Below are 23,395 nucleotides of genomic sequence, written 5' to 3' on the forward strand. Positions count from 1 at the left end.
CTCCCCCGCCGTGGCAGTGGGTGTCGACGAACCCTGGCACGACCAGTGCCCCGCCGACGTCGACGTGCTCGCCCGACGGCGGGGTTCCCGAACCCACGCCGGCGATCCGCCCGTCGGAGACGGCTAGCCAGCCGTCGTCGAGTACACGGTCCGGGGCAGCGACCCGGCCGCCCATGATCACGAAATCTCCGGCGCCTCTCACGCACCCCAGCATATATTGGTCTGGACCAAGCATGGTGCTACGACTCAGTGATCGGAGTGGTCCACCCGGGTCACTGTGGGGCCTGCATGGCCTTCTGGAGGGCTTCGAGCGCCCGGCTGGCGGTCGACTTGACGGTACCCTTGGAAATGCCTGCGGCCTCAGAGATCTCGGCTTCGCTCAGCCCGCCGTAGTACCGCAGCACCAGCACCTCGCGCTGGCGGGGCGGCAGCTTGGACAGCGCGTTGACGACCGCCTGGTGCTCGCTGGACAGCATCGCGAGGCTTTCGGCGGACCGCGCGTTCACCGCGTGCGGCGGCACGTACTCCCGGGCGGTCTTGCGGCGGCGCAGCACGCTGCGTGACCCGTTGACCACGGCGGTGCGCAGGTACCCGACGGCGGCCGCGGCGTCGCGCAGCCGCCCCCAGTTGCGGTGCAGGCCGGTGAAGGCCTCCTGGACGACGTCCTCCGCGGTCGCGGGCTCGTCGACCAGCAGGATCGCCAGGCGGACGAGCCGCATCCGGTGCTGGCGGTAGAGGTCTTCGAGGGTCAGCGGCGCGGCGGGCTGCGCCGGGGCCGGACCGTCCATGACCCGCAGGTGGCCGAGGGTGGCCTCGACACTGCGTTCAGCGTTGCCCTCGAGCATGAACCCCTGCCTGTCCTCGACCCCGGTCCGGTGCGTGCCGGTCGTCCCGGGCGGGACCGGCACGGTGTGCCGCGTCAGCGGGTGCACGGTCTTCACAGCGCTCACACGGGTGCTGACGCGCGCCCAGCCTATCGGGTCGGGCTCGGCCGCCGGGACGCGGCGGCGGCCCGGGTAGCGTCGGGTTCGTCCCGCACCCGCTGCCCCCGGAGATCCACATGGCCTGGTTCCTCGTCGAAATCACCTACGTCCAGGAGAAGCTCCAGGAGGTCCGTCCACGGCACCGCGAGTTCCTCGGCGCGCTCGCCGCGCAGGGGCGCGTGGCGGTCGCCGGCCCGCTCGGCGACGGCACCGGGGGCATCACGCTCTACCAGGCCGACGACGAAGCGCACCTGGCGGAGACGATCGCCCAGGACCCGTACTACCTGGAGGGCGTCATCGCGGAGCGGACCATCCGCGAGTTCAAGCCGGTGATCGGCGCCTGGGTGCCCGACGCCTCCTAGGGCGGGAAGGCGGCACTTTCACGTGAAAGTGCCGCTTCCCGGTGTTCCCGTGGGTTACGGGGCCCGGCCGCTCAGCTCGTAGTCGGCCGGGTCCACCTTGCGGGTCTGCAGCCAGTACCGCCAGGTGAAGCCGGGCCAGATCGTCCGGTTCACGCCCTTGGCGTCGAGGTACCAGCTCTTGCAGCCGCCCTGCGTCCACACGCCCTTGGTGAGCTTGCCCTGGAGCTCCCGGTTGAACTCCTGCTGGGCCTCCACCCGCACGTCCAGCTCCGCTGCGCGGTGGTGGTCGAGGAGCCGGAGGCACTGCGAGATGTACCGGATCTGCGACTCGATCATGAACACGACCGAGTTGTGCCCGAGTCCGGTGTTGGGGCCCAGCAGGAAGAACAGGTTGGGGAAGCCCGAGACCGTGATGCCGAAGTAGGTCTCGATCCCCTTCTCGCGCCACTGCTTCGCGAGGTCGACGCCGCCCTTGCCCTGGATGTCCAGGTAGTCGAACGAGTCGACGACGTGGAACCCGGTGCCGTAGATGATGACGTCGACCTCGTGCTCGACACCTGCACTGTCCACGATGGACTTCTCGCGGACCTCGGAGATCTTGTCCGTCACCAGGTCGACGTTCGGGCGGCTGAGCGCGGGGTAGTAGTCGTTGGAGATCAGCACGCGCTTGCAGCCCATGGTGTAGCCGGGCTCGAGCTTCTTGCGCAGCTCGGGGTCCGGCACCTGCTTCTTCATGTGCCGCAACGCGATTCCCTGCGCGAACCGCATGATCCTCGGGTTGACCGCGAAGCCCAGCGCCGACGACTCGCGCGTCCAGTAGACGAAGTCGCGGTAGAGCCGTTGCGTGAAGGGCAGGGCGCGGAACAGCTTCTGCTCCCAGCCGGTGATCTCGCGGTCGGCCTTGGGCATGATCCACGGCGGCGTGCGCTGGAAGACCTTCAGCGAGGCGGCCCGGCCCGCGATCTCCGGCACGAACTGGATCGAGGACGCGCCCGTGCCGACGACGGCGACGCGCTTGCCGGTCAGGTCGTAGTCGTGGTCCCACTGCGCGCTGTGGAACGTCCTGCCGCCGAACTTCTCGATGCCCGGCAGTTCCGGGACGTTCGGGATGTGCAACGCGCCGACGCCCGCGACGAGCGCCTGGGCGGTGTACGTGTCGCCCTGCTCCGTGGTGATGTGCCAGCGCTTCGCGTCGTCGTCCCACCGGGCGCCGGAAACCTTGGTGTCGAAGCGGATGTGCGGCCGCAGCCGGTGCTTGTCGGCGACGTGCTGCAGGTACTCGAAGATCTCGCCCTGCTGCGCGAACATGCGCGACCACTTCGGGTTCAGCTCGAACGAGAACGAGTACATGTGCGACGGCACGTCGCACGCGCAGCCGGGATAGGAGTTGTCCCGCCACGTGCCGCCGAGGTCGGCCGCCTTCTCGAGAACCACGAAGTCGTGCTCACCGCGTCGCCTCAGCTCCACGGCCATGCCCAGGCCGGAGAAGCCGGTGCCGATGACGAGCACTTTCGTCTCTCGATGCATGAGGAGTCCCTCCGCTCACGGGTGGCTACTTCGCAGTAGGTTACTCGAAGTAAGTTACGAGCGGTAGACTCCGTTCGTGACTGCTCCGCGGCGCCGCATGCCCAAGGCCCAGCGCATGGCGCAGATGCTCACCGTCGCCGAGGAGATCTTCGCCGAGCAGGGGTATCTGGCCACGTCGATGGACGAGATCGCCGAACGCGTCGGCGTCTCGAAGCCGATGCTCTACGAGTACTTCGGCTCGAAGGAGGGCCTGCTCATCGGCTGCATCCACCGTGCGCGCACAGAGCTGCGAGAGAAGACGGCGGCGGCGATGTCGGGTGCGACGGGCCCGGAGGAGTTCCTGCGGCTCGGTCTGCTCGCGTTCTTCGAGTTCATCGACGAGCACCGCAGGTCGTGGGCGCTGCTGCGGCAGGAGGCGGCCGTGGCCGTGCCGTCGGCGCAGGAAGAGGTGGAAGGCATCCGCCAGCAGCAGACGGACATGATCGGGGCGGTCCTGGCGTCGTTCACGCCGGACATCGAGCCGTTGGAGGCCGAGGCGTTCGCGGAGATCGTCGTCGGCGCGACGGAACGCCTGGCGGTGTGGATGGAGCGCAGGCCCTCGGTGGGGCCCGCGCTCGCGACCGACTACGTGATGGCCACGATCTGGCCGGGTGTCTCGGAAAGGCTTATGAAGCTGCCCGAACCCGCTCCGCACGCATAGCGGTGACGGCGGGCAGGTCCAGCGGCGCGACCTTCGTGCCGGTCGCCCACTCGATCAGCATGTCCGCGAGCGCCGGGTTGCGCGGCAGCACCGGGCCGTGCAGGTAGGTGCAGACGATCCTGCCCTGCACCGCGCCCTCGACGCTGCCGTCGTTGCCGGTGCCCACCTTGACGTGCGCCAGCGGCCGGGCGGCCGGGCCCAGCAGCGTGCGGCCCTGGTGGTTCTCGAACCCCGTCAGCGGACCCGCGAACAGGCCGTCGGCCGGCTCGGCGATGACCTCGCCGATCGCCCGGCTGCCGCCCGCGTGGGAGGTCGAGTCGATGAGGCCCATGCCGGGGTGCGTGACGTTGTCGGCACGGGTGAAGCTCTCGCCGAAGATCTGGATGCCGGCGCACACCCCCAGCACCACGGCGTTCTTCGTGACGGCGCGCTGCAGGCCGGGGTGCTCGCGCAGGTGCTTCACCGCCAGCGTCTGCGCGGTGTCCTCACCGCCGCCCACGACGTAGATGTCGCACGAGTCCGGCACCGGCTCGCCGTAGTTGATCGGCACGATCTCGGCCTTGATCCCGCGCCACGCCATGCGCTTCTCGAGCACCACGGCGTTGCCGAAGTCCCCGTACGTGCCGAGGAGATCCGGCAGCACGAGCGCGATCTGGACAGTCGACTCACTCATCAGCGGCAGCCCTGGCATTCAAGTCGCGGAACGCGGTGTAGTTGGCGATGACCTCGACCGGCCCCTGCGGCATCTGGTCGACGGCTTTCAACGGGTCGGGCACGATCGTGTGCTGGACCTCGGCGTAGGTCAGGCGGACGGCGAGGTCGGTCGCGCGCTCGCCGGACGCGATGACCGTGCGGCCCCGCAGGCGCTCGAACGGGACGTCCCACAACCAGCTCAGGTCGCGGCCGTCGGCCTCGTTCGCGTTGATCACCAGGACGGCCGGGTGGTCGGCCTCCTTGACGACCGTGAGCGTCTCGCTCCAGCCCGCCGGGTTCTTGCTGAGCAACAGGCGCGCGCTGCGGCCGTTGCGGTGGATCGTGCGGTACCGGCCGCTGACGTTCGAGACGCCTCGCAGCCTGCGCACCGCCTCCTCGGTCGGCACGCCCATGGCGTGCGCCGCGGCGGCCGCCATGACGGCGTTGGCCTGGTTGAACTTGCCGGGCAGGGTGAGGCGCAGCTCCACCTTCTGGTGCTCCGGCGTGATCATCGCCTCGTCGGTGGTGATCCAGTTCGGGTGCGGGCGCGAGAGGTCGCAGCCCGTGCAGTGCCAGTGCTCGCCCTGCCAGCGGATCGGGTTGCCGCAGCGGGGACAGCTCGCCGAGTCGTGGTGCCAGCCGGTGCCGGTGGCGACCCAGACGACCTTCGCCGCGTTCCAGGCCGCGCTCGTCACCATCACGTCGTCGCAGTTGGCGACGATCGTGCAGTTCCGCAGCCCGGCGATGGCGTCGCGCAGCGACCGCTCGATGGTGCGGACCTCGCCGACGCGGTCGAGCTGGTCGCGCGAGAGGTTGAGGATCATGGCCACCGACGGGTTGCTGGCACCGGCGACGGCGGGGAAGTAGCCCTCGTCGCACTCCAGCACCGCGTACGGGGCGTCCGGCTGCTTCGACAGCGCCGTGACGTGGCCGTCGGGCATGTTCGCGCCGCTGTGGTTCGTGGCGACCTCGCCCAGCGCCGCGACCGCCCTGGCCAGCATCATGGTGCTGGTGGTCTTGCCGTTCGTCCCGGTCACGACGGCGACCCTGCGGCCCTGCGTCAACCGGTTGAGGGCCTGCGGGTCGAGCTTCAGCGCAACCCGGCCGCCGATCATGCCGCCGGCGCCGAGCCCCATCTTCTGGGACAGCGTGGAGCTCAGGTTGCCCAGCTTCACGGCGGCTGCGGTGCGCAGGGGGAGGCGGGCGGGGGAATCGTTCACCCCGGCGATGTTACCGGCGTTGCTCCCCGGCCCTTTCCACGCGGTCGTTGCGTTGGCGTGAACGGGGTTCGGTACAACTACCGGCTCAGAGCGCGCAACATGCGGATGAGTTCGACCGTTGGGGTTGGCACCCGATTGACGGAGCCATGTTCTCTTCCCGCGCGGGGTGATCGGGGTTCGTCCTAGCGACTCAGGGCGCGCAACGTGCGGATGAGTTCGACCGTTGGGAGTTGGCACAGCTGTGCCATGTTCTCGAGCGCGGGCAGGTCGAGGTGCACCTCGGGCGAGGCACCCGGCGGAAGCACGTGCAGCCGTCCGGCCGCCCACCGTTTGAGCGGCAGCAGGCGCGGGTTGTCGGTGACGGCGACCGCCGCGAGGCTCAGCGTCAGGTGGCCCGCCGGGACGTCGCCGAAGAAGCGTTCGTGCACACGCGCGAGGACCTCGTGCGCGGGAACGTCCAGGGCGTGGCAGATCTCCACCAGGCGCACGACCGAGCACTGGCGGGTGCCCAGCTCGTAGGTGGCCAGCGTCTGCAGCGAGATCTCGGTCTGCAGCCGCTTGTTGAGCTCTTTGCGGGTCCATCCGCGCTGCTTGCGAAGGCTGCGGATCTCATCACCGAGCACGCGCTGGTACGCCGTCGTGTCGATTTGGCCTGTCGCGGTTCGCACTGGTCCCTCCACCCCGTGAGCGGGTCTCACGGTGATGGAAGGCGCAAGTTCTTCGTCGCTTACGCAACTTGCCCGGATATTCCCCCGAATGGGCGATACTTCTCTACTCTGAGTATTAGTTCACGCAGCGCACGCCGTCGGCTGTGATGGGTTTGGGTGCGTTCGGGTCGGGTGCCGGCTGCTGCCGCGCACCGTCCAGGTTGAGCGCCCCGGAGCCCGTGAAGCCCTGCGCGCCCGGTCCCGAGTAGTCGGAGCCCAGGAACACGCGCACCGTCCCGGCGGGGACGTTCACGTCCTCCTCGGTCGGCACGCCGCCCAGGACCTCCTGGACGGCGTCGGCGCCCGCCTCACCGGCCTTGCCGTAGCGGACGACCGACTTCGTCAGTGCCGCGGCGTTGCCGGTCGGGCCCGCCTTGAAGCCCTTCGCGACGAGCGACTGCTGCACCTGGGCCGCGAGGCCGGGGACACCGGAGGCGTTGCGGACGTCGACGGTCACCGTGGAGTTGTCGAACTTCGCCTCCGGCGCGGTCGAGGACGCCGGGGCCTTGCCCAGGTTCTTGACGAACGCGCGCACCTCGCGCTCGTCGACCTCGACCGCGGAGCCGTCCTCCGGCGTCTGCAGGTCGGGGTTGCCGGTCGGGATCGTCTGGAACGTCATGTTGCCGCCCGTCATGTCCTTCATCTGCAGGGCGAACTTGGTGATGTCCCAGCCGTCGTCGAGCACGATCGCGCCGCTGACGGCCTTGATCATGTCGTTGCGCTTGGTGCTGTCGGTGAGCACGCCCGCCGAGAGCATCTTCTTGGCCAGACCGGCCATGAAGACCTGCTGGCGCACGACGCGGTCGAGGTCGCCCAGCGGCAGGCCGTGGCGCTGCCGGACGAACGCCAGCGCGTTCTTGCCCTCGATGGTCTGCGGGCCTGCCTTGAAGTTCGCGCCGGAGAAGCCGTCGCGGACGTTGGCGTTGAGGCAGACGTCGATGCCGCCGATGGCCTTGGTGATGTCGTAGAAGCCGACGAGGTTGACCTCGGCGTAGTGGTCGATGGTGGTGCCGGTGAGGTCCTGGATGGTCTGGATCAGGTTCTTCGCGCCCGCCTTGCGCGACTCCATCTCCACTTCCGGCCCGCTCTTGCCGCCGGCCTCGAGCTTCTCGGCCGCCTGGCCCTTGGCGTAGCCGTAGGCCGAGTTGATCTTGTGACGCCCGAAGCCACCGGCGATCTTCACGTAGGAGTCGCGCGGGAACGACACGGCGTAGGCCTTGCCGCTGTCGTTCGGGATGTGCAGCAGGATCAGCGTGTCGGTGTTGAAGCCGCCGTCGTCGCTGCCGCCCGCCTGCAGCTCGTTGAGGATGTTCTGCGGCAGCGGGTTGCCCTTGGAGTCGGTGCGGCTGTCCATGCCGACGAGCATGATGTCGACCGCGCCGTCGGCGGGGCGCTCGCCCGCGTCCGCGATGCTCAGGTCCTGCTTGGTCAGGCCGTCGGTCAGCGCGGTCAGGTTCTGCCACCCGACACCGGTGACCACGAGGATCGCCGCGGACAACATGCTGACGAAGATCTTGCCGCCGATCCCGGCGCCGCTGCTCCTGGACGCGCTCGGGCGGCGGGCGGCGGGCTTCGGTCGCGGTCTCGGGGCGGGCGCGGGAGACTTCACCTTCGCCGGGGTGGTGCGGACCGTCGGGCGGTCGGCCACCGAGTCCGTGCGGGCGGGGGTGGCGCGGTCACCGGTGCGCGGAGGGATCCGGCGCGGCGGTTCGCTGCGGCTCGCCGCCTTCCGCTCCGGGGGTTCGCGGCGCGGCGGTTCGACCCGCTTCGGGGGCTCCCGCCTGGGCGGATCCGCCTTGCGCGGCTCGCGGCGCGGGGGCTGCGACGCACGTGGGGGGACCTGCGGACGGCGGGGCTGCCCCGCCTGGGAACGCGGGGTGGCGGAGGGTCGCCTGGGAGTTCCGTTGGGTTCTCCTGGCCGCGGCGGCCGGTTGTCCACACCCACTCCTCTCGCTACTTCCGGGTACACCAAGTAGACGTGCGGGAACGCCACCCGGTTGTGCACAGCGTGACACAGTGCTGACAGCGACTGGACTCAGGGCTCGTGACCAGCGGTTTTGTCTGTTTCGTAGACTCGTCGCCGTGTTGACGATGCAGGACGCGCTGCTCGCGCTGACCAAGTACTGGACCGACCGAGGTTGCATCGTGGTGCAGCCGTTCAACACCGAGGTCGGGGCGGGAACGCTGAACCCGGCCACCGTGCTGCGGGTGCTGGGTCCCGAGCCGTGGCGCGTGGCGTACGTGGAGCCGTCCGTGCGGCCCGACGACGCCCGTTACGGCGAGAACCCGAACCGGCTGCAGACGCACACCCAGTTCCAGGTGATCCTCAAGCCCGACCCGGGCGACCCGCAGGAGCTCTACCTCGGCTCGCTGGAAGCGCTGGGCATCGACGTCCGCGCGCACGACGTCCGCTTCGTCGAGGACAACTGGGCCTCGCCGGCGCTCGGCGCCTGGGGCCTCGGCTGGGAGGTCTGGCTCGACGGCCTGGAGATCACCCAGTTCACCTACTTCCAGCAGGCCGGCGGCATGACGCTCGACCCGGTGTCGGTGGAGATCACCTACGGCATCGAGCGGATCATGATGGCGCTGCAGGGCGTCGACCACTTCAAGAAGATCGCCTACGCGCCCGGCATCTCCTACGGCGAGGCGTTCGGCCAGGCCGAGTACGAGATGTCGCGGTACTACCTGGACGACGCCGACGTGGAGGCGAACAAGCGCCTCTTCGAGGAGTTCGCGACCGAGGCCCGCCGCATGCTCGACGCGCGCCTGCCCGTCCCCGCGCACAGCTTCGTGCTGAAGTGCTCGCACATCTTCAACGTGCTGGACGCGCGCGGGTCGATCTCGACCACCGAGCGCGCCCGCGCGTTCGGCCGGATGCGCGGCCTGGCGCGTGAGGTCGCCGGGTTGTGGGCGGAGCGCCGTGCCGAGCTCGGGCACCCGCTCGGCGTGGCCTCGGCCCTGGCGCCCGCCGCCGCGCCCTCCGCCTTCGAGGACGTCGTCGCGCCGGCCACCCTGCTGTTCGAGATCGGCACCGAGGAACTGCCGCCCCACGAGGTGCTGCGGACCGTCGACGCCGTGCGCGAGGCGGTGTCGGCGAAGCTGGGAGCGACTCGGCTGACGCACGGCGCGGTGACCGTGCACGGGACGCCTCGCCGCATCGTGGTGCAGGTGCCCGCTGTGGCGCCGCGTGAGCCCGATGCGGAACGCACCGTGCGCGGCCCGCGCGTCTCCGCCGCGTTCGACGCTGACGGGAACCCGACCAAGGCCGTGCAGGGCTTCGCGCGCGGCCAGAAGGCCGAGGTCTCGGCACTGGGACGCGTCGTCGAGAACGGCGTCGAGTTCGTGGCCCTGACCAGGACTGATGCCGGTCGCGGCGCCGTCGAGGTGCTGAGCGGGCTGCTGGCCGAGGTCGTGTCGGACCTGCGTTCCGAGAAGAACATGAAGTGGAACGACCCGAAGCTGTCGTTCACCCGCCCGATCCGGTGGCTGCTCGCGCTGCTCGGCTCGACCCCCGTGCCGGTGGCCGTGTCGTCGCTGACGTCCGGTACCTCGACCCGCGTGCACCGGACTGCCTCCGAGCCGGTCGTCGAGGTGTCCTCCGCGGACGGTTACCTGGAGCTCTTGGAGTCGCACGGGATCCAGGCGGACGCCTCCGTGCGTTCGGCCTCGATCGTGGAGGCGGCGCAGGAGCTCGCGGCGTCCGTCGGCGGTGTCGTCGAGATCGACGGGCTGCTGGACGAGGTGACGAACCTCGTCGAGTGGCCCACGCCGATCCTCGGGTCGTTCGAGGAGCGGTACCTGGAGCTCCCCGCGCAGATCCTCACCACCGTGATGCGCAAGCACCAGCGGTACCTGCCGGTCCGGTCCGCCGACGGCGCACTGCTGCCGCACTTCGTGGCCGTGGCCAACGGGTCCGTGGACGCCGACCTGGTCCGTGCGGGCAACGAGGCCGTGTTGCGGGCCCGGTACGAGGACGCCGCGTTCTTCTGGCGCGCGGACCTCAAGACGCCATTGGAGGAGATGAAGTCCGGCCTCGCGAAGCTGACGTTCGCGGACAAGCTGGGCTCGATGGCGGACCGGGCCGGTCGCATCGCCTCGCTCGCCGGGCGGTTCGCCTCCGTCGTCGACGTCGACCGCGAGACGCTGGACAGGGCCGGGGCGCTGGCCAAGTTCGACCTCGGCTCGCAGATGGTGATCGAGCTGTCGTCGCTGGCCGGTGTGATGGCGCGGGAGTACGCGGTGCGGGCCGGTGAGACGTCCGAGGTCGCTCAGGCGTTGTGGGAGATGGAACTCCCGCGGTCGGCCGGTGACGCGCTGCCCTCGTCGGTGCCGGGTGCGTTGCTGTCGCTCGCGGACCGCTTCGACCTGCTGGCCGGGTTGTTCGGCATCGGCGCGCAGCCCACCGGGTCGTCGGACCCGTTCGGGTTGCGGCGGGCGGCTCTCGGGGCGGTGACCGTGCTGCGGGCGTTCCCCGACCTGCGGGCGATCACGTTGCCGGTGGCGCTTTCCCTTGCCGCTGAAGGGCTTTCGGTTTCGGCTGAGGCCTTGGAGACGGCTCGGGAGTTCGCCGTCCGGCGGTACGAGCAGGCGCTGCTCGATGCCGGGCACGAGCACCGGTTCGTCCAGGCGGTGCTGCCGTTGGCCGACTCGCCCGTGCTGGCCGATGAGACGCTGTCGCAGCTGGAGGCGTTGGCGGGCAACGAGTCCTTCGACGCGTTGGTCGCCGCGTTGCAGCGGGTCCGGCGGATCGTGCCTGCTTCGGTGGAGCCGTCCTATGACGCTTCGGTGTTGTCCGAGCCCGCTGAAGTGGCGCTGCACAAGGCGTTCGACGGGGTCTCTCGCGATGTTGTCGGACTTGCCGCGTTCGTCGGTGCCGCCGAGGGGCTGACCGGGCCGATCAACACCTTCTTCGACGAGGTGCTCGTGATGGCCGAGGACGAGAAGGTGAAGGCCGCGCGGCTCGGGTTGCTGGCGTCGATCCGCGACTTCGCGGCGCCGGTGCTGGACTGGACCCAGCTGTAGGAGCTCAGCAGGGCGGGGCGGGTGAACCGGGTTGCAGCGCGACGCTGCGGACCCGGTTCACCGCTCCGCCCTGCCCCGGCGGCAACGGGCACACCCGCACGACCGGCGGCTGCGGTCCGACCCGGTTGCCGTCGTTGTCGAACATGATCGGACCGCCCGCGCCCAGCACCGCCGTCTCCGGTGAGGAGATGAAGCTGATCTGGGTGTTCACCTGGCTGCGTTGCACCGCCCTGGTGACCGGCAGCTTGTTCACGGCCTCCCCGATCACGGCCATGGCGTCGTAGCCGTTGACCGCCCAGCCGGCGTCGGTGTGCGCCAGGTCGAACCCGATCCGGCCGAACTGGCGCTCGAAGTCGGCGAACCCGGTGTTGCCGGGAACCTGCTTGTCCGCTCCACCGACCAGGGTGGACACCAGGCGCAGCTTGCCGGAGGTGAAGGCCGGCGACGACAGCGCCCGCACGCGCAGGTCCTCCAGCCGCGGGTCGAGCTCCGCCGCCCGCACGCGCTGACCGTCCGACGTGCTCACCACCGTGATCGAGCGCGCGGAGCAGTGGCCCTGCGAGAACTCCTGGTCGAGGCTGTGCAGGAACATCGCCAGGTCGCGGCCGCGAGCGATGTAGCCGACCGTCACGTCCTCGGTCACGCCGCAGACCCGTCTGGCGGTCTGGGACACCGTGCTCGCCTCGTCGGGGTCGAACTTGACCTCGGTGACGGTGCCGCCGAACTGCTTGTGCATCAACGGCAACGCGGTGCAGGTGTACGGGTCGGTGCCGCCGGTCGGCACCATGACGAAGTCCAGGCGGGTCCCCTGCAGCGCCGCGCCGAGCGCCCTGATCTGCTCGGAGCCGCGGTAGGCCACCCGGTAGTAGTGGTCGCGGCCCACGCCGTCCTGGTAGGTCGTGTCGGGCTCGCAGCCGCTGTAGTCCGTCTCCTGCGCGGTGGAGCCGCTCTGGTCGAACCCCTCGGCCGTGACCAGGTCCGCGACCATCGGGATCTTCCGCTCCGCCAGCAGGTCGGCGATCTCGGCGGAGCGCTGGTTGCTCAACCCGATCCCGGCCACGGCGACGACCTCCTCGTGGTCGGCGAGCCTGCGCGCGACCTCGACGGCCTCCTGCCCGGGGCCGTACGCGCCGATGTTGCCCACCAGCAGCCGCACCGGGTGCAGGCAGCCGGTGCCGTTCGCGCGGGCCTGTCCGGCAGCCATGCCCTCCAGCTCGTGCACGGCCCGTGCGCCCGCGTACTGGTCGGTCATCGTGAGCAGCACGCCGACGGTGACCGGTGTGCCTTTCGGGTCGCAGACGCCGGCCGCCTCGGTGTTCTGCTTCTCGATCACCTTGAGCACGTTCGTGAACGCGTCCAGCTCGAAGGCGTAGGGTCCCGGGCTCAGCCCCACGCACTCGCCGCCGGCCGACCACACGTCCGAGCCGGGCAGCCAGCCGTCCTTGCAGGACACCCGCTTCCACAGCCACGGGCCGCCGGTGACCAGCCCGGCCACGAGGGCGACGACCGCCAGCACGGCGACCGGGCGCAGCCAGTCGGCCCACCTCGCGGGGTGCCGGAGCGCACGTGGTCTCGGCCAGACGCCGAAGTAGAAGCGTTCGGTGAGCTTCACCGGTGGTTCCTCCCGAACCGTTCGTACCGCTGCGCCCGCCTGAGCAGCGGCGCCGAGTCCTGCGCGCGGTTGGAGAGCTGCCGCAGTGCCTGTTCCGCGCAGGCGGCGTAGTCCTGCAGCACCTCCGGATCCGTGACGCACGGGTCGTGGTCGAACGCGGGCACGACGCCGAGCAACCGGTGGACGTGCGCGAGGTCGCTGCCGCGCGGCGCCGTGCCGATCGAGTCCGGCGCGGTCTCCCGCGGGTTCACGTCGGCGGTGACCAGGTCGAAGAGGTCGAGCCACGCCCTGGTCGCCATGTCGGCCAACGACTCCAGCAACTCCTCCGCCACCGCGGCGCGGTCGCCCAGCAGCAGCGTGTGCCGCAGCCGGGGCCCCTCGTCACCGGCGTGGTCGCGCAGCCTGCCGATCACCTTCTCCCACGACGCCTCGTCGGCGCCGGGTCGCGCGGACAGCAGCCGCAGGCCGATGTGCCGGACGAGCGGCGGCAACCGCTGCTCGCCGGACTCACCCGGTGACCACAGCGTCGGCGACGAGTACAGCGGCGAGTCCAGCCCGACCGGGTCCGGCAGCAGCGGTGCCAGCGTCTGCGCCTCCAGCTTGGTGAGCGCCGCCGACAACGTGACCAGTGCCTCCACGTGGTGGCTGTTCGCCTTGTCCCCCGCGGAGAACTCGCGCACGAACGGTTCGAGCAACGCCTTCTCCGCGCCGTGCAACAGCTTGCCGGGATCGCGGGTGAGGCCGGGTTTCTGGTGCAGCTTGCGCAGCAACGTGTCGACGGACTTAGGGTGGCCGCGGCTCAGCCGGTGCACGACCCTGCCCACGGTGCTCGCCGCGAGGTCGTTCGGCCAGAGGTGGCTCTTGGCGAGCTGCACGACGTCCTTGCTCGTCAGATCCTCCGACCGGATCCGCAGCCACGCACGCCCGCGGGTGGTGAGCCCGGCGTCCACATCGGACTCGGTGAGCACCGGTGGTTCCGGCAGGTCGTCCTCCGCCAGCTCCTCCGCCAGCAGCCCGCCGCTCGTGGTCACGACGAGCAACGGGTCGGGCAGCGGGTGATGACCGCCGCGGGCGGAGTCCGCGATCGCCCCGCGCACCCGCAGCAGTGCGCGCAGGAACGTCGTGGCCACCGGGACGTCGCCGTCGTCGAGCAGCATCAGCACGTTGTGCCGGCGGCTGGTGACCGGCGCGAGGCTGTGCCGGAGGTCGGCGAGCAGGGCCGCCACCAGCAGGTCGTCGACGTCGCGGCGCACGTCGGGGTCCTTGCTGCGGGCCTGGGCGCTCAGCCGCAGCCGGGACTGGTCCGCGTTGAGTGCGAGGTGCTGGTCCTGGTGCCCGAACCACTCCAGGGCCGCTCTGCTCCAGCGGAAGCTGGACGCGCGGCGCGAGCTCTCCAGCATGCCGCCGAGGTAGTCGGCGACCCGGTTCACCACCGGTGCCGGGTCCACCGGCAGCTGGATCAGCGAGCCGGCCACGGCGACGAGGTCGCGGACCAGCTCGCGCAGGTTGCGCTCGCGGTAGTTGTTCGTCTGCCGGTTGAGCTCCTCGAGCGCGGCCTTCTGGTCGAGGGTGCCGATCTGGACGCGCATGGCGATCTGCGCGAGCAGCACGCGTTCGAACGACAGCGGGTAGCCGGGCACCTCGGTGCTGAGACCCAGCAGCACGGCCGCGAGCACCGGCCGCACCGCGCTGTCCCCGTCGTCGGTGTGCAGTTCACGCGGCCGCACGAGCACCGCTGGCGTCCGGTCCTGCCATTCCAGCAACGTCTGGTTCAGCAGGGCGGTCTTGCCGGATCCCCCGCACCCCTCGACGACGAGCAACGGCGTCGCACCAGGGCCCACGGCCCCGGCCAGGCCCTGGACCAGGCCGCGCAGCCGGGTGCGCCCTTCGAACACCGTAGGCCTCCTCCACGAGGTGCTGTGGGATCAAAGGACCCTATGCACCCGGCTGGTTCCTACGGGGACGAACGACGCAACCTCGCTGTGATGGCCGAATGGATCACCCGTTCAGTCGTACGGAGGACTGCTCTCCGTCGGCACGAACGGAAACGGGCGCCCCGTCCGGGACGCCCCTTCCCCCTGCTGCGAGCGCGAGATCAGCTGATCTCGAAGCTGTCGCCGTACACCTTCCACTTCAGCGGGGTCTTCAGGTCGAAGTTGCCGGCCTTCAGCCACACGCGCTGGGCGGTTTCGATGCGGGTGACGTCCTCGTGGGCCGCTTCCTGCTTCATGGCCCACACGCGGGCGTCCATGAAGGCGTTGAGCCACGTGGTCTCGTTGCCGCCCTGCGACGGGGGCTTGGCCTTGCCGAGGGCGCGCTTGCGGATGTTGCTGAAGCTCGTCTTGTCGCCGCCGTCGCCGTGCACGACGATCGCGTCGTAGTACGCGAACTGGCCCAGGGCCCGGACGCCGTCGGCTTTGCCCTGGGCCACTGCGGGGTTGAAGTAGACGCGGTCGCGTTCGGACTCCTGGGCCGCCTTGAAGACGGAGTCCTTGGCCGCGGTCTTCCAGTCCCTGGTGTAGTTGGGGTCCAGGCCCGAGTGGGAGTCGGTGCCGTCCACCTCGCGCAGTGCGGGGAGGTACTTCTCCAGCACGTTGCCGGGTTTGCGCGACTTGTAGAGCTCGACCAGGTCGAGCATGTCGCCGGTGCCGCTGCAGAAGCCGATGATGCCCGCGGTGTAGCCGCGGCCGTCGTCGATGTCCTCGATGTAGCCGAACTGGGCCTTCCAGTCCGTGGAGGAGTTCTCCGCGCTGGACACGATCTGCATCGCGATGTCCTTCAGGCGCGGGTCGTCGAGGTTGGCCGCCGAGGCGGTTCCGACGGTGGTGGTGATGAGAGCGGCGCACGTCAGCAGTGCGGCCGCGATGCGACCAGTGAGTTTCACGAAGTTCCCTCCGGGGCAGGGATTGGGGGTCCCGGGCGGCGTGAGATCAACGGTAAGGGGTCCAGACCTTTATTGGCAAGAGTCTTTACTAATTCGCGTAACGGACAATAGGTGGCATGCGGGGCATTCCGGCGGAAGCGCTTGGTGTGCGGGCGCTTCCGCCGGAACGTCACGTCAGCTGGTCTCGGCCGCGCACCTGGTGTCGTCCGGGCGTTGCCCGTCCAGGAGGTAGGCGCTCACCCTGTCGTTGGCGCACCTGTTCTTGCCGATCAGGTAGGCGCCGTGGCCGCCCTGGTCGACGGTGATCATCGCCGCGCGGTCGCCGAAGGCCCGGCGCGTCGAACGGGCGCCGGCCAGCGGGGTGGCGGGGTCGCGTTCGTTCTGCACCATCAGCACGTTGCGCGGGCCTCGGCCGGACGGCAGGACCTGCTTCTCCACCGGCTTCGGCCAGAACGCGCACGGCTGGATGTTCGCGGCGGCCGCGCCGAACATCGGGTGGCGGACCCGGTCCACGGCGACGTTGCGCTCGTAGGTCCTCACCGACGACGGCCACTCGGAGTCGCCGCAGATCACGTGCAGGCGGCCCGAGATCAGGCTTTCGACGCGCGGGACGTCCGGCACCTCCTCGGGCGGCAGCGGCGTGCCGGTGTCGAGCGCCTTCCACTGCGCGGCCATCTTCGAGAACGCCGCGTCCCCCGTGGCGTAGAGGCCGGTGAACGTCAGCAGGCGGAAGATCTGGCCGTTGACGCCCTCGGCGGACGGCTTCGCGTCCAGGCGGCCGGCGAGGTCGAAGTACTTGGCGCGCACCTGGGCCGGGGTGGTGCCGAGGTCGTACTCGGGGTGCGCCGCCGCCCACTTCGCGAAGTCCGGGAACGTGTCCTCCACGCCGCGGCCGAACAACCGGCCGCCCTCGACGTCCCAGCCTGTCGCGGGGAGGTTGCTGTCGATCACGACGCGGTCGCTGGTCTTCGGGAACAGCGTGGCGTAGACCGAACCCAGGTACGTGCCGTACGAGTACCCGAGGAACGACGCCTTCCTCTCGCCCAGCGCGGCGCGGACGCGGTCCAGGTCGCGGGCGATGTTCGCGGTCGTGTTGTACGGCAGCTCATCGGCCGTGGACGACTTCAGGCACTGCTCGGCCATCTTCTTCGTCTCATCGGCCCGCTTGCGCACGTCCGCCTGCGTCACGGCGTACGGAGGCACGCTGCCCGCGGCCATCTGTTCTTCCGTCAGGTCGCACGTCGCCGGCGAGCTGTACCCGATGCCGCGCGGGTCCATGCCGATCACGTCGTACGCGTCGAGCACGCTCCGCGGCATGCCCAAGGCCTTGAGGAAGAACGGAAAGGTGAGCCCCTCGCCCGGACCGCCGGGGTTGGTCAGCAGGACGCCCCTGCGCTTCTCCTGGCTCTTGCTGGCGAGCCGCGAGATCATCACCTCGGTCTTGCGGCCCTCCGGTTTCCGGTAGTCCAACGGCACGCTGAGCGTCCCGCACTCCAGGTCCGGCAGTGCCACGTCCGACGGGCACGCGGCCCACCTCACCCCGCTGACGGGCGCCGCGGACGACACCCCCGGCGTCACCACCAGCGCTGCCGCCGCGGTCACCACCGCGGCCAGCGACAACGTCTTTCGCATGTGCAAATCCCTCTCCCCGACGACACGCCCTGCCGGCGTGTCAAAAAATGGAAACGTCAGCCGTTCATGCGGACGAGAACGTCGATCTGCGCCTCGTTGTAGAGCTCGGCGATGGCCTTGACGATCGTCTGCGCCACGAACTTCTCGCTGTGCGGCGAGGCGCTGTACAGAGTGGCCGGGTCCGGGAACGCGGCCCGCATCTGAAGCACGTGCGGGTGCACGCGCATGCGGTCCGCCAGGTCCTGGCGGGTCTCCTCGTCGGCGTCCGCGGGCAGTTCGTCGAACTCCACGAGCACGGGCACCTTCGCGTAGGCCTTCAGCACCTCGGCGTACGAGGACAGCGCATCCGGCGAGACCAACTGGGCCAGCACGACGGTGAACGAGCGGTCCTGCGGTGTCAGGTCGACGTTCGCGAGCATCGCCGCGATGTCCGTCGGCAGGTCGGTCGGTGCCTCCTGCCGCAGGATCACCGCGAGCTCGGCTCGCACCCGTTGCAGGCGCTCGATCGTCGTCGCCAGCTCGGTGTCCAGCTCGCGCAACGCCTCACCGGGATGCTCGTCCCCGTCGCCCAGGGCCGCGATCTGCGTGAGCGACAGTCCGAGGTCGGTGAGGCGCTTGATCCTCAGCACCCGCACGAGGTGGGGAACGCCGTAGCTCTTGTAGCCGTTGGCCCTGCGTTCGGGCTCGGGCAGCAGACCCACGTCGTGGTAGTGCCGGATCGTGCGCAGCGTCGTGCCGGCGAGCTCGGCCAGCTGACTGGTGCTCCACCCCACGACGTCTCCTCCCGCTCGGCTTGACGGGACCCAGTGGAAACCATGCCGCTACGGCACGGTCAAGGCGCGGCGGAAGGTTCAGACGAAGGTGGCCGGGGAGATCTACTTTGGTCGCAAGCAAAAGGCTCCCGGTCGAGACGACCGGGAGCCCTTCGCTGTCCAGATGGGACTTACAGGAACTGACCACCGCGGGTGACAGCGCCGTAGGCGTCCACGATGCCGTGACCGTAGAAGCCGTTGAACTTCGCGTCACCCTCGCAGGTGGCGTCGAACTCCGGTGTGCGGCCCACGTTGACGTACGACACGGTGCGCGGGTTCGGGCAGGCGCGCTGGGTCGCCGTCTTGAGGAGCACCTTCTCGACCTTGTCGGGGTCGAGGGTCAGGCCGGGACGGCCCTTGTCCTTCTTGCCGTACTGGCTGACGATCAGCGCGGCGACACCGGCGGCGTGCGGGGCGGCCATCGAGGTGCCCTGCAGGAACTGGTAGTAGCCGACCTTGTCGCCCTGCACGGCCTTCTTCACGCCCGCGGCCAGACCGGCCTCGGTGATGTTGCCCGCCTCGTCGATCGCGCCCTCGGCGAGAGCGACGTTGCGCGGGTAGGTCGACAGGATCAGGTTCTCGTTGGTGCGGTACCACGGCGTGCCGAGGCCGTCGCGGAAGTAGCCACCGGGAGCCGAGACCGCGGTCTGCTCGAGACCGTAGTTGGAGTAGTCGGCCTTGGCGGTCGACGGGCCGAGAGCCGACACCGAGATCACGTGGTTGCCCTCGGTGGGCAGGTTGAGGCAGTTCGCGTTGTCGATCGGACGCGGACGTGCGTGGCCCGGCGGGTAGTTCGGGCTGATGGTGTCCGTGCGCGGCTTGCCGAGGTCCTCGTGGTTGTTGCCACCGGCGCCGATCAGCGTGACGCCCTTGCGGTGCGCGTAGTTCAGCGTGCGCTGCACGGTCGCGATGATCGTGCGCTGCTCCAGCTGCTCCTCGGCCGAGGCCGTGGGGTCGTTGGCGCAGTTCATGTACCACGGGTCGACGTAGAACGACATGTTGATCACGTCGAGGCCGATGTCGGCGCCGTAGGTCAGCGCGTCGACGACGGGCTGGAGGAAGAACGAGCCCGAGTCCTGGCCACCGCGGATGTTCACCAGCGACACGTTCGGCGCGACGCCGGAGATTCCGAAGCCGTTGGCGGCGGCGCCGATGGTGCCCGCGACGTGCGTGCCGTGGCCGCCGTCGTCCCAACCGGCCGGGTCGACGCAGCCGCGGAACTCGCACGGGCCGTCGAACTCGCCGCCGTCGGCGTCGTTCGGGATGTCGACGGTGAAGTTGCGCGAGAGCTCGGTGTTGAAGTTCGGTGCGATGTCCGGGTGGGAACCGTCCACACCGGTGTCGAGGATGCCGACGTACACGCGCTTGTCACCGGCCTGCTTGGCACGCGCGATAGTGGAGCGCACCAGGTTCAGGCCCCACAGGTCGCCGTCGAGCGGGTCCATGCCCGCCGTCGACTGCGACGACGCCGGCGCCTTGTTCGGCTGCGCGGCCTTGTTCTCCTTCTCGACGTCGTCCCGCTTGGTCTTCTCGGCCTTCGCCGCGGGCGCGTGCCCGATCGGCTTGGACCGGGCGGCACCGACGATCTCGCTGGACGCCGAGACCTTCTCCGCGAACCCGGTCGCGGGCGCCTTCACGGTCAGCAGACCGACGGCGTCGTTGCTGCGCACGACCTCGCCGCCCGCCCTGGTCACGGCCTCGATCGCGAAGTCGCGGTTGCCGGGGCTCTCCAGCAGGACGGTGTACTCCGTGTCCTTCTGCTGCCCCGACGACGACGCCGGCGCCGCCCCCGCCGCCGACGTACCCGCGGCGACCAGCGACACCGTCGCCGCCACCGCCATCACGGTTCTGCGCGTTCTCACCTAGCTGTCTCCTCACACCCGGTCAGGGCTGGATCCAACACACGGGCGGACCCCGAATGCCACCCAAGTCAGACAGCCTGGCACGAAAATGCGCCCCGCATCAGCGCCTTTCGTACGGAATCGAACTGTAGTCGGTCGGCAGCGGAGGGTGATGTTATGAGAAGTAATCTTGACTTAACAAGTCTCAAGCGATCAACTCCGCGTTTATGCGAAGACGGGTAATGGCAACGTCGGCATGCCTGCTCTTTCTGCTCTCTGCCTGCGGGGATGCGGGCGAGAGTGCTCTGACGCTGCCTTCGCGTGGTCCCAAGCCAATCGTCGGGGTAATCCTTCCCGACCAAACGAGCTCCACGCGGTGGGAGGCGCAGGACCGTCCTCTGCTGACACAGGCCTTCAACTACGCGGACATCGAACCGTTCATCGAGAACGCGAACGGCGACGAGACGAAGTTCCTCCAGATCGCCGAGGAGATGATCCGCCGGAAGGTGAAGGTCCTGGTGACGACACCGTTGTCGTCGGCGGGCGGTCTCGCTGTGCAGAAGAAGGCGAAAGAAGCCGGCATCCCGGTCATCGACTACGACCGCCTGACGCTCGGCGGCCAGGCGGAGTACTACGTCAGCTTCGACGGCGTGAACGTCGGCCAGCTGCAGGCCGACGGTCTGCTGGGCTGCCTCGGGCAGAAGCAGGGTGCCCAGATCATCGAGATGGAAGGCGCGCCGACCGACCACAACGCCTCGCTGTTCGCCCAGGGGCACAAGTCGGCGCTGGGCCCCAGGTACGAGAGCGGCGCGCTCCGGCTCGTGAAGACCCAGTCGGTGGAAGGCTGGAAGCCCGACATCGGGGGCCCGCTGTTCGAGGAGATCCTGAACGGCAACGGCGGCAAGGTCGACGGCGTGATCGCGGCCAACGACGGCATCGCCGGCGCGGTCATCGAGGTGCTCAAGAAGAAGAACATGGCGGGCAAGGTCCCCGTCACCGGTCAGGACGCCACGATCGAGGGCCTGAGGGCCATCCTGCGCGGAGAGCAGTGCGTGACGGTCTACAAGCCGGTGCGCGACGAGGCCGAGGCGGTGGCGAGGCTGGCCATCGCGGTCGCCCGCGGTGACCTGGCCGGTGCCGACGACCTCACCACCGGCAACCTGCGGGACCCCGTGGCACGGCGCGACATCAAGTCGGTGCTGCTCGGCGCGACGCTGATCAAGAAGGACACCGTCAGGACGCTCGTCACCGAAGGGGTCGTCAAGGCGCAGGAGCTCTGCACCAGTGACCTCGCGGCGGTGTGCGCCGGCCAGGACATCGTCGGGGGCTGAGCCCGGCGGTGGCGCGGCCGGTCGTCGATCCGGGCGCGAAAAGCGGGAGAAGGGTGTTCGGACCGGTCGTCACAGATCGATCTTGAACACCCTTCGTCCACCCGCGGCTGCTCCTCGAATTCCGGGGAATCAATCCGTAGCCGATCGGCAGCGGAGGGTGATGTTATGAGAAGAAATCTTGACTTAACAAGTTTCAAGAGATGAACTCCGCGTTTATGCGAAGACGAGTAATGGCATCGTCGGCGTGCCTGCTCTTTCTCCTCTCCGCCTGCGGTGACGCAGGTCAGGGCACTCCGACGCTGCCCGCGCGTGGGCCCAAACCAATCGTCGGGGTAATCCTTCCCGACCGGACGACTTCCGCGCGCTGGGAAGAACAAGATCGACCCCTGCTCACCCAGGCGTTCAACTACGCAGACATCGAACCGTTCATGGAGAACGCCGAGGGCGATGAGACGAAGTTCGCTCAGATCGCCGACGAGATGATCCGCCGCAAGGTGAAGGTCCTCATGATCACGCCGTTGTCGGCGGCGGGCGGGATCGCGGTCCAGAAGAAGGCGAAGGCCGCGAACATCCCGGTCATCGACTACGACCGCGTGACGCTCGGCGGCCAGGCGGAGTACCACGTGGGCTTCGACAGCGTGAACGTCGGCCAGCTCCAGGCCGACGGTCTGCTGAGCTGCCTCGGGGACAAGTCGGGCGCCCAGATCATCGAGATCGAGGGCGCGCCGACCGACCACAACGCCACCCTCTTCACGCAGGGCCAGAAGTCGAAGCTCTCCTCGAAGTACGACAGCGGCGCGCTCAGGCTCGTCAAGACCCAGCCGGTGGCCGACTGGGACAACGTCCTCGGTGGACAGCTGTTCGAGGAGATCCTCAACGGCAACGGCGGCAGGGTCGACGGCGTGGTCGCGGCCAACGACGGCCTGGCGGGCGCGGTCATCGAGGTGCTCAGGAGGAAGGGCCTCGCGGGCAGGGTCCCGGTGACCGGTCAGGACGCCACGATCGAGGGACTGCGGGCCGTCCTGCGCGGCGAGCAGTGCAACACCGTCTACAAGCCGGTGCGCGACGAGGCCGAGGCCGCCGCCAGGCTGGCCATCGCGGTCGCCAGGGGAGACCTGGCGGGTGCCGACGACCTCGCCACCGGCAACCTGCGTGACCCCGTCTCACGGCGCGACATGAAGTCCGTGCTGCTCGGCGCGACGCTGATCAAGAAGGACACCGTCAGGACGCTCGTCACCGAGGGCATCGTCAAGGCGCAGGAGCTGTGCGCAGGCGACCTCGCGGCGGCGTGCGCGAACCAGGACATCGTCGGCGGCTGAGACCTGGGCCGGTGACGCGGCACGACGAGGTGCCGCGTCACTGGTCCGGCAGGTCGTGCCGGCCGGAGATGAACTCCTGGACGGCGATCTTGACGCGGATGATGGGCTGCCTGATCCGCGCCTCCCTGCGGTACGCCCGCGAGAGCTTGCGGGAGCCCTCCGGGTAGCGCCAGCGCGCCCACGGCGAACCGGGCCTGGCGAGCCGCACCGCGCCCACCGCGGGCACCACCGGCACGAGCAGGCCGAGCAGACCCGTCCAGATCTTGCCCTTCAGCAGCGCCACTATCGCGAGGCACAGGTTCACGCCGATCGCGATGACCCGCACCGTGAACGTGTCCGTCGGCGTCGTGTCCGGGTTGATCTGCAGCACCTCGTCGTAGCCGAGTGGCCGGGCGCCGAGCAGGAACGTGCCGGTCAGGCCCACCGCGAGGAAGACCGCGTCGACGGACAGCCTGCCCGCCTTCGTCCAGTACACGTCCCGCAGGTGCAGGATCAGCGCGAACTCGTCGAGCACCAGCGCCGCGCCCACGCCGACGACCGCCGCGGCGGCGCACCGGGCGCCGTACAGGTAGTCCGGGATGATCAGACTGCTGACGCTGGACAGGAGCAGCAGCACCGTGCCGAACACGACGTGGTGCACGTGCGTGTCGCCGTGGACGACGTTTCGCGGCCACCAGCGCACCTTCGCCCTGATCATGCGCACGCTGATGCGGATGAACACGAACGTGGTCACCAAGCCGATGAAAAAGA

The 23,395-nt window shown here is 69.6% G+C and carries 19 protein-coding genes and 1 pseudogene; 6 read left to right on the forward strand and 14 right to left on the reverse strand.

The window, feature by feature from the left end; genetic code table 11:
* Positions 1 to 181: pseudogene (locus tag VM306_RS18790) on the reverse strand (N-acetylglucosamine-6-phosphate deacetylase); the annotation flags it as partial.
* A 91-nt stretch (positions 182 to 272) separates the two neighbouring features.
* Positions 273 to 845, reverse strand: a complete 573-nt coding sequence (locus VM306_RS18795; protein ID WP_325516739.1) for a SigE family RNA polymerase sigma factor — start codon at positions 843 to 845, stop codon at positions 273 to 275.
* Positions 846 to 1,060: 215 nt separating this feature from the next.
* On the opposite strand from VM306_RS18795, the gene VM306_RS18800 reads away from it, so the two are divergent.
* The gene (locus VM306_RS18800; protein ID WP_325516652.1) at positions 1,061 to 1,345 is read left to right on the forward strand and encodes a YciI family protein; all 285 of its coding nucleotides are present in this window, start codon (positions 1,061 to 1,063) and stop codon (positions 1,343 to 1,345) included.
* A gap of 54 nt (positions 1,346 to 1,399) precedes the next feature.
* On the opposite strand, the gene VM306_RS18805 is transcribed toward VM306_RS18800, so the two are convergent.
* On the reverse strand, positions 1,400 to 2,872 hold the full coding sequence (locus VM306_RS18805) for an NAD(P)/FAD-dependent oxidoreductase (protein WP_325516654.1): 1,473 nt from the start codon (positions 2,870 to 2,872) through the stop codon (positions 1,400 to 1,402).
* A gap of 115 nt (positions 2,873 to 2,987) precedes the next feature.
* On the opposite strand from VM306_RS18805, the gene VM306_RS18810 reads away from it, so the two are divergent.
* A complete protein-coding gene (locus tag VM306_RS18810) occupies positions 2,988 to 3,572 on the forward strand; it encodes a TetR/AcrR family transcriptional regulator (protein WP_325516741.1) in 585 nt (194 codons plus the stop codon).
* Here the strand turns inward: VM306_RS18810 and VM306_RS18815 are convergent.
* The 4 genes from VM306_RS18815 to VM306_RS18830 all read right to left on the reverse strand — a co-directional run bounded on the left by VM306_RS18815 (position 3,538) and on the right by VM306_RS18830 (position 7,693).
* The gene (locus VM306_RS18815; RefSeq protein ID WP_325516656.1) at positions 3,538 to 4,245 is read right to left on the reverse strand and encodes a glutamine amidotransferase; all 708 of its coding nucleotides are present in this window, start codon (positions 4,243 to 4,245) and stop codon (positions 3,538 to 3,540) included. The genes VM306_RS18810 and VM306_RS18815 overlap by 35 nt on opposite strands.
* Positions 4,238 to 5,485, reverse strand: a complete 1,248-nt coding sequence (locus tag VM306_RS18820) for a MurT ligase domain-containing protein (protein WP_325516658.1) — start codon at positions 5,483 to 5,485, stop codon at positions 4,238 to 4,240. Before VM306_RS18820 ends, VM306_RS18815 begins: the two co-directional genes overlap by 8 nt.
* A 182-nt stretch (positions 5,486 to 5,667) precedes the next feature.
* Positions 5,668 to 6,153: a helix-turn-helix transcriptional regulator gene (locus VM306_RS18825; protein WP_325516661.1), complete on the reverse strand. Its 486-nt coding sequence runs from the start codon at positions 6,151 to 6,153 to the stop codon at positions 5,668 to 5,670.
* Between the two features lie 115 nt (positions 6,154 to 6,268).
* Positions 6,269 to 7,693 (reverse strand): LCP family protein, encoded by a 1,425-nt coding sequence (locus VM306_RS18830; protein WP_325516663.1) that lies wholly within the window; start codon positions 7,691 to 7,693, stop codon positions 6,269 to 6,271.
* On the opposite strand from VM306_RS18830, the gene VM306_RS18835 reads away from it, so the two are divergent.
* Entirely contained in the window at positions 7,665 to 8,168 is a 504-nt protein-coding gene (locus VM306_RS18835; RefSeq protein ID WP_325516665.1) for a hypothetical protein, read from the forward strand. The genes VM306_RS18830 and VM306_RS18835 overlap by 29 nt on opposite strands.
* 115 nt (positions 8,169 to 8,283) lie before the next feature.
* The gene (locus tag VM306_RS18840; RefSeq protein WP_325516743.1) at positions 8,284 to 11,214 is read left to right on the forward strand and encodes a glycine--tRNA ligase; all 2,931 of its coding nucleotides are present in this window, start codon (positions 8,284 to 8,286) and stop codon (positions 11,212 to 11,214) included.
* 4 nt (positions 11,215 to 11,218) lie between these two features.
* Here VM306_RS18840 and VM306_RS18845 read toward each other — a convergent pair whose 3' ends face one another.
* The 6 genes from VM306_RS18845 to VM306_RS18870 form a co-directional block, all read right to left on the reverse strand.
* A complete protein-coding gene (locus tag VM306_RS18845) occupies positions 11,219 to 12,826 on the reverse strand; it encodes an ABC transporter substrate-binding protein (protein WP_325516667.1) in 1,608 nt (535 codons plus the stop codon).
* Positions 12,823 to 14,721, reverse strand: coding sequence for a hypothetical protein (locus VM306_RS18850; protein WP_325516669.1), 1,899 nt, complete (start codon positions 14,719 to 14,721; stop codon positions 12,823 to 12,825). The genes VM306_RS18845 and VM306_RS18850 overlap by 4 nt, the downstream gene beginning before the upstream one ends.
* Positions 14,722 to 14,921: 200 nt before the next feature.
* Positions 14,922 to 15,710, reverse strand: a complete 789-nt coding sequence (locus tag VM306_RS18855) for a chitosanase (RefSeq protein ID WP_325516671.1) — start codon at positions 15,708 to 15,710, stop codon at positions 14,922 to 14,924.
* A 174-nt stretch (positions 15,711 to 15,884) separates the two neighbouring features.
* Positions 15,885 to 17,342 (reverse strand): alpha/beta hydrolase, encoded by a 1,458-nt coding sequence (locus VM306_RS18860; protein ID WP_325516673.1) that lies wholly within the window; start codon positions 17,340 to 17,342, stop codon positions 15,885 to 15,887.
* 56 nt (positions 17,343 to 17,398) lie between these two features.
* A complete protein-coding gene (locus tag VM306_RS18865) occupies positions 17,399 to 18,115 on the reverse strand; it encodes a MerR family transcriptional regulator (protein ID WP_325516675.1) in 717 nt (238 codons plus the stop codon).
* Between the two features lie 170 nt (positions 18,116 to 18,285).
* Complete coding sequence (locus VM306_RS18870) at positions 18,286 to 19,995, reverse strand: S8 family serine peptidase (RefSeq protein ID WP_414672412.1); 1,710 nt, start codon at positions 19,993 to 19,995, stop codon at positions 18,286 to 18,288.
* A 242-nt stretch (positions 19,996 to 20,237) separates the two neighbouring features.
* Between VM306_RS18870 and VM306_RS18875 the strand changes: the two genes are divergently transcribed.
* Positions 20,238 to 21,326, forward strand: coding sequence for a sugar ABC transporter substrate-binding protein (locus VM306_RS18875; RefSeq protein ID WP_325516679.1), 1,089 nt, complete (start codon positions 20,238 to 20,240; stop codon positions 21,324 to 21,326).
* Between the two features lie 230 nt (positions 21,327 to 21,556).
* The gene (locus tag VM306_RS18880; protein WP_325516681.1) at positions 21,557 to 22,645 is read left to right on the forward strand and encodes a sugar ABC transporter substrate-binding protein; all 1,089 of its coding nucleotides are present in this window, start codon (positions 21,557 to 21,559) and stop codon (positions 22,643 to 22,645) included.
* A 37-nt stretch (positions 22,646 to 22,682) separates the two neighbouring features.
* Here the strand turns inward: VM306_RS18880 and VM306_RS18885 are convergent, their stop codons facing one another.
* The gene (locus VM306_RS18885) at positions 22,683 to 23,378 is read right to left on the reverse strand and encodes a hypothetical protein (protein WP_325516683.1); all 696 of its coding nucleotides are present in this window, start codon (positions 23,376 to 23,378) and stop codon (positions 22,683 to 22,685) included.
* Between the last annotated feature and the right edge of the window lie 17 nt (positions 23,379 to 23,395).

It is taken from the genome of Lentzea sp., assembly GCF_035525475.1.
In the GTDB taxonomy this organism is placed as follows: Bacteria; Actinomycetota; Actinomycetes; order Mycobacteriales; family Pseudonocardiaceae; genus Lentzea.

Coding starts and splice junctions, on each gene's coding strand:
- VM306_RS18795 (WP_325516739.1), bottom strand. CDS start 845: ATGCTCGAGGGCAACGCTGAACGCAGTGTCGAGGCCACCCTCGGCCAC.
- VM306_RS18800 (WP_325516652.1), top strand. CDS start 1,061: ATGGCCTGGTTCCTCGTCGAAATCACCTACGTCCAGGAGAAGCTCCAG.
- VM306_RS18805 (WP_325516654.1), bottom strand. CDS start 2,872: ATGCATCGAGAGACGAAAGTGCTCGTCATCGGCACCGGCTTCTCCGGC.
- VM306_RS18810 (WP_325516741.1), top strand. CDS start 2,988: ATGGCGCAGATGCTCACCGTCGCCGAGGAGATCTTCGCCGAGCAGGGG.
- VM306_RS18815 (WP_325516656.1), bottom strand. CDS start 4,245: ATGAGTGAGTCGACTGTCCAGATCGCGCTCGTGCTGCCGGATCTCCTC.
- VM306_RS18830 (WP_325516663.1), bottom strand. CDS start 7,693: ATGTTGTCCGCGGCGATCCTCGTGGTCACCGGTGTCGGGTGGCAGAAC.
- VM306_RS18840 (WP_325516743.1), top strand. CDS start 8,284: ATGCAGGACGCGCTGCTCGCGCTGACCAAGTACTGGACCGACCGAGGT.
- VM306_RS18860 (WP_325516673.1), bottom strand. CDS start 17,342: ATGCGAAAGACGTTGTCGCTGGCCGCGGTGGTGACCGCGGCGGCAGCG.
- VM306_RS18870 (WP_414672412.1), bottom strand. CDS start 19,995: ATGGCGGTGGCGGCGACGGTGTCGCTGGTCGCCGCGGGTACGTCGGCG.
- VM306_RS18875 (WP_325516679.1), top strand. CDS start 20,238: ATGGCAACGTCGGCATGCCTGCTCTTTCTGCTCTCTGCCTGCGGGGAT.
- VM306_RS18880 (WP_325516681.1), top strand. CDS start 21,557: ATGGCATCGTCGGCGTGCCTGCTCTTTCTCCTCTCCGCCTGCGGTGAC.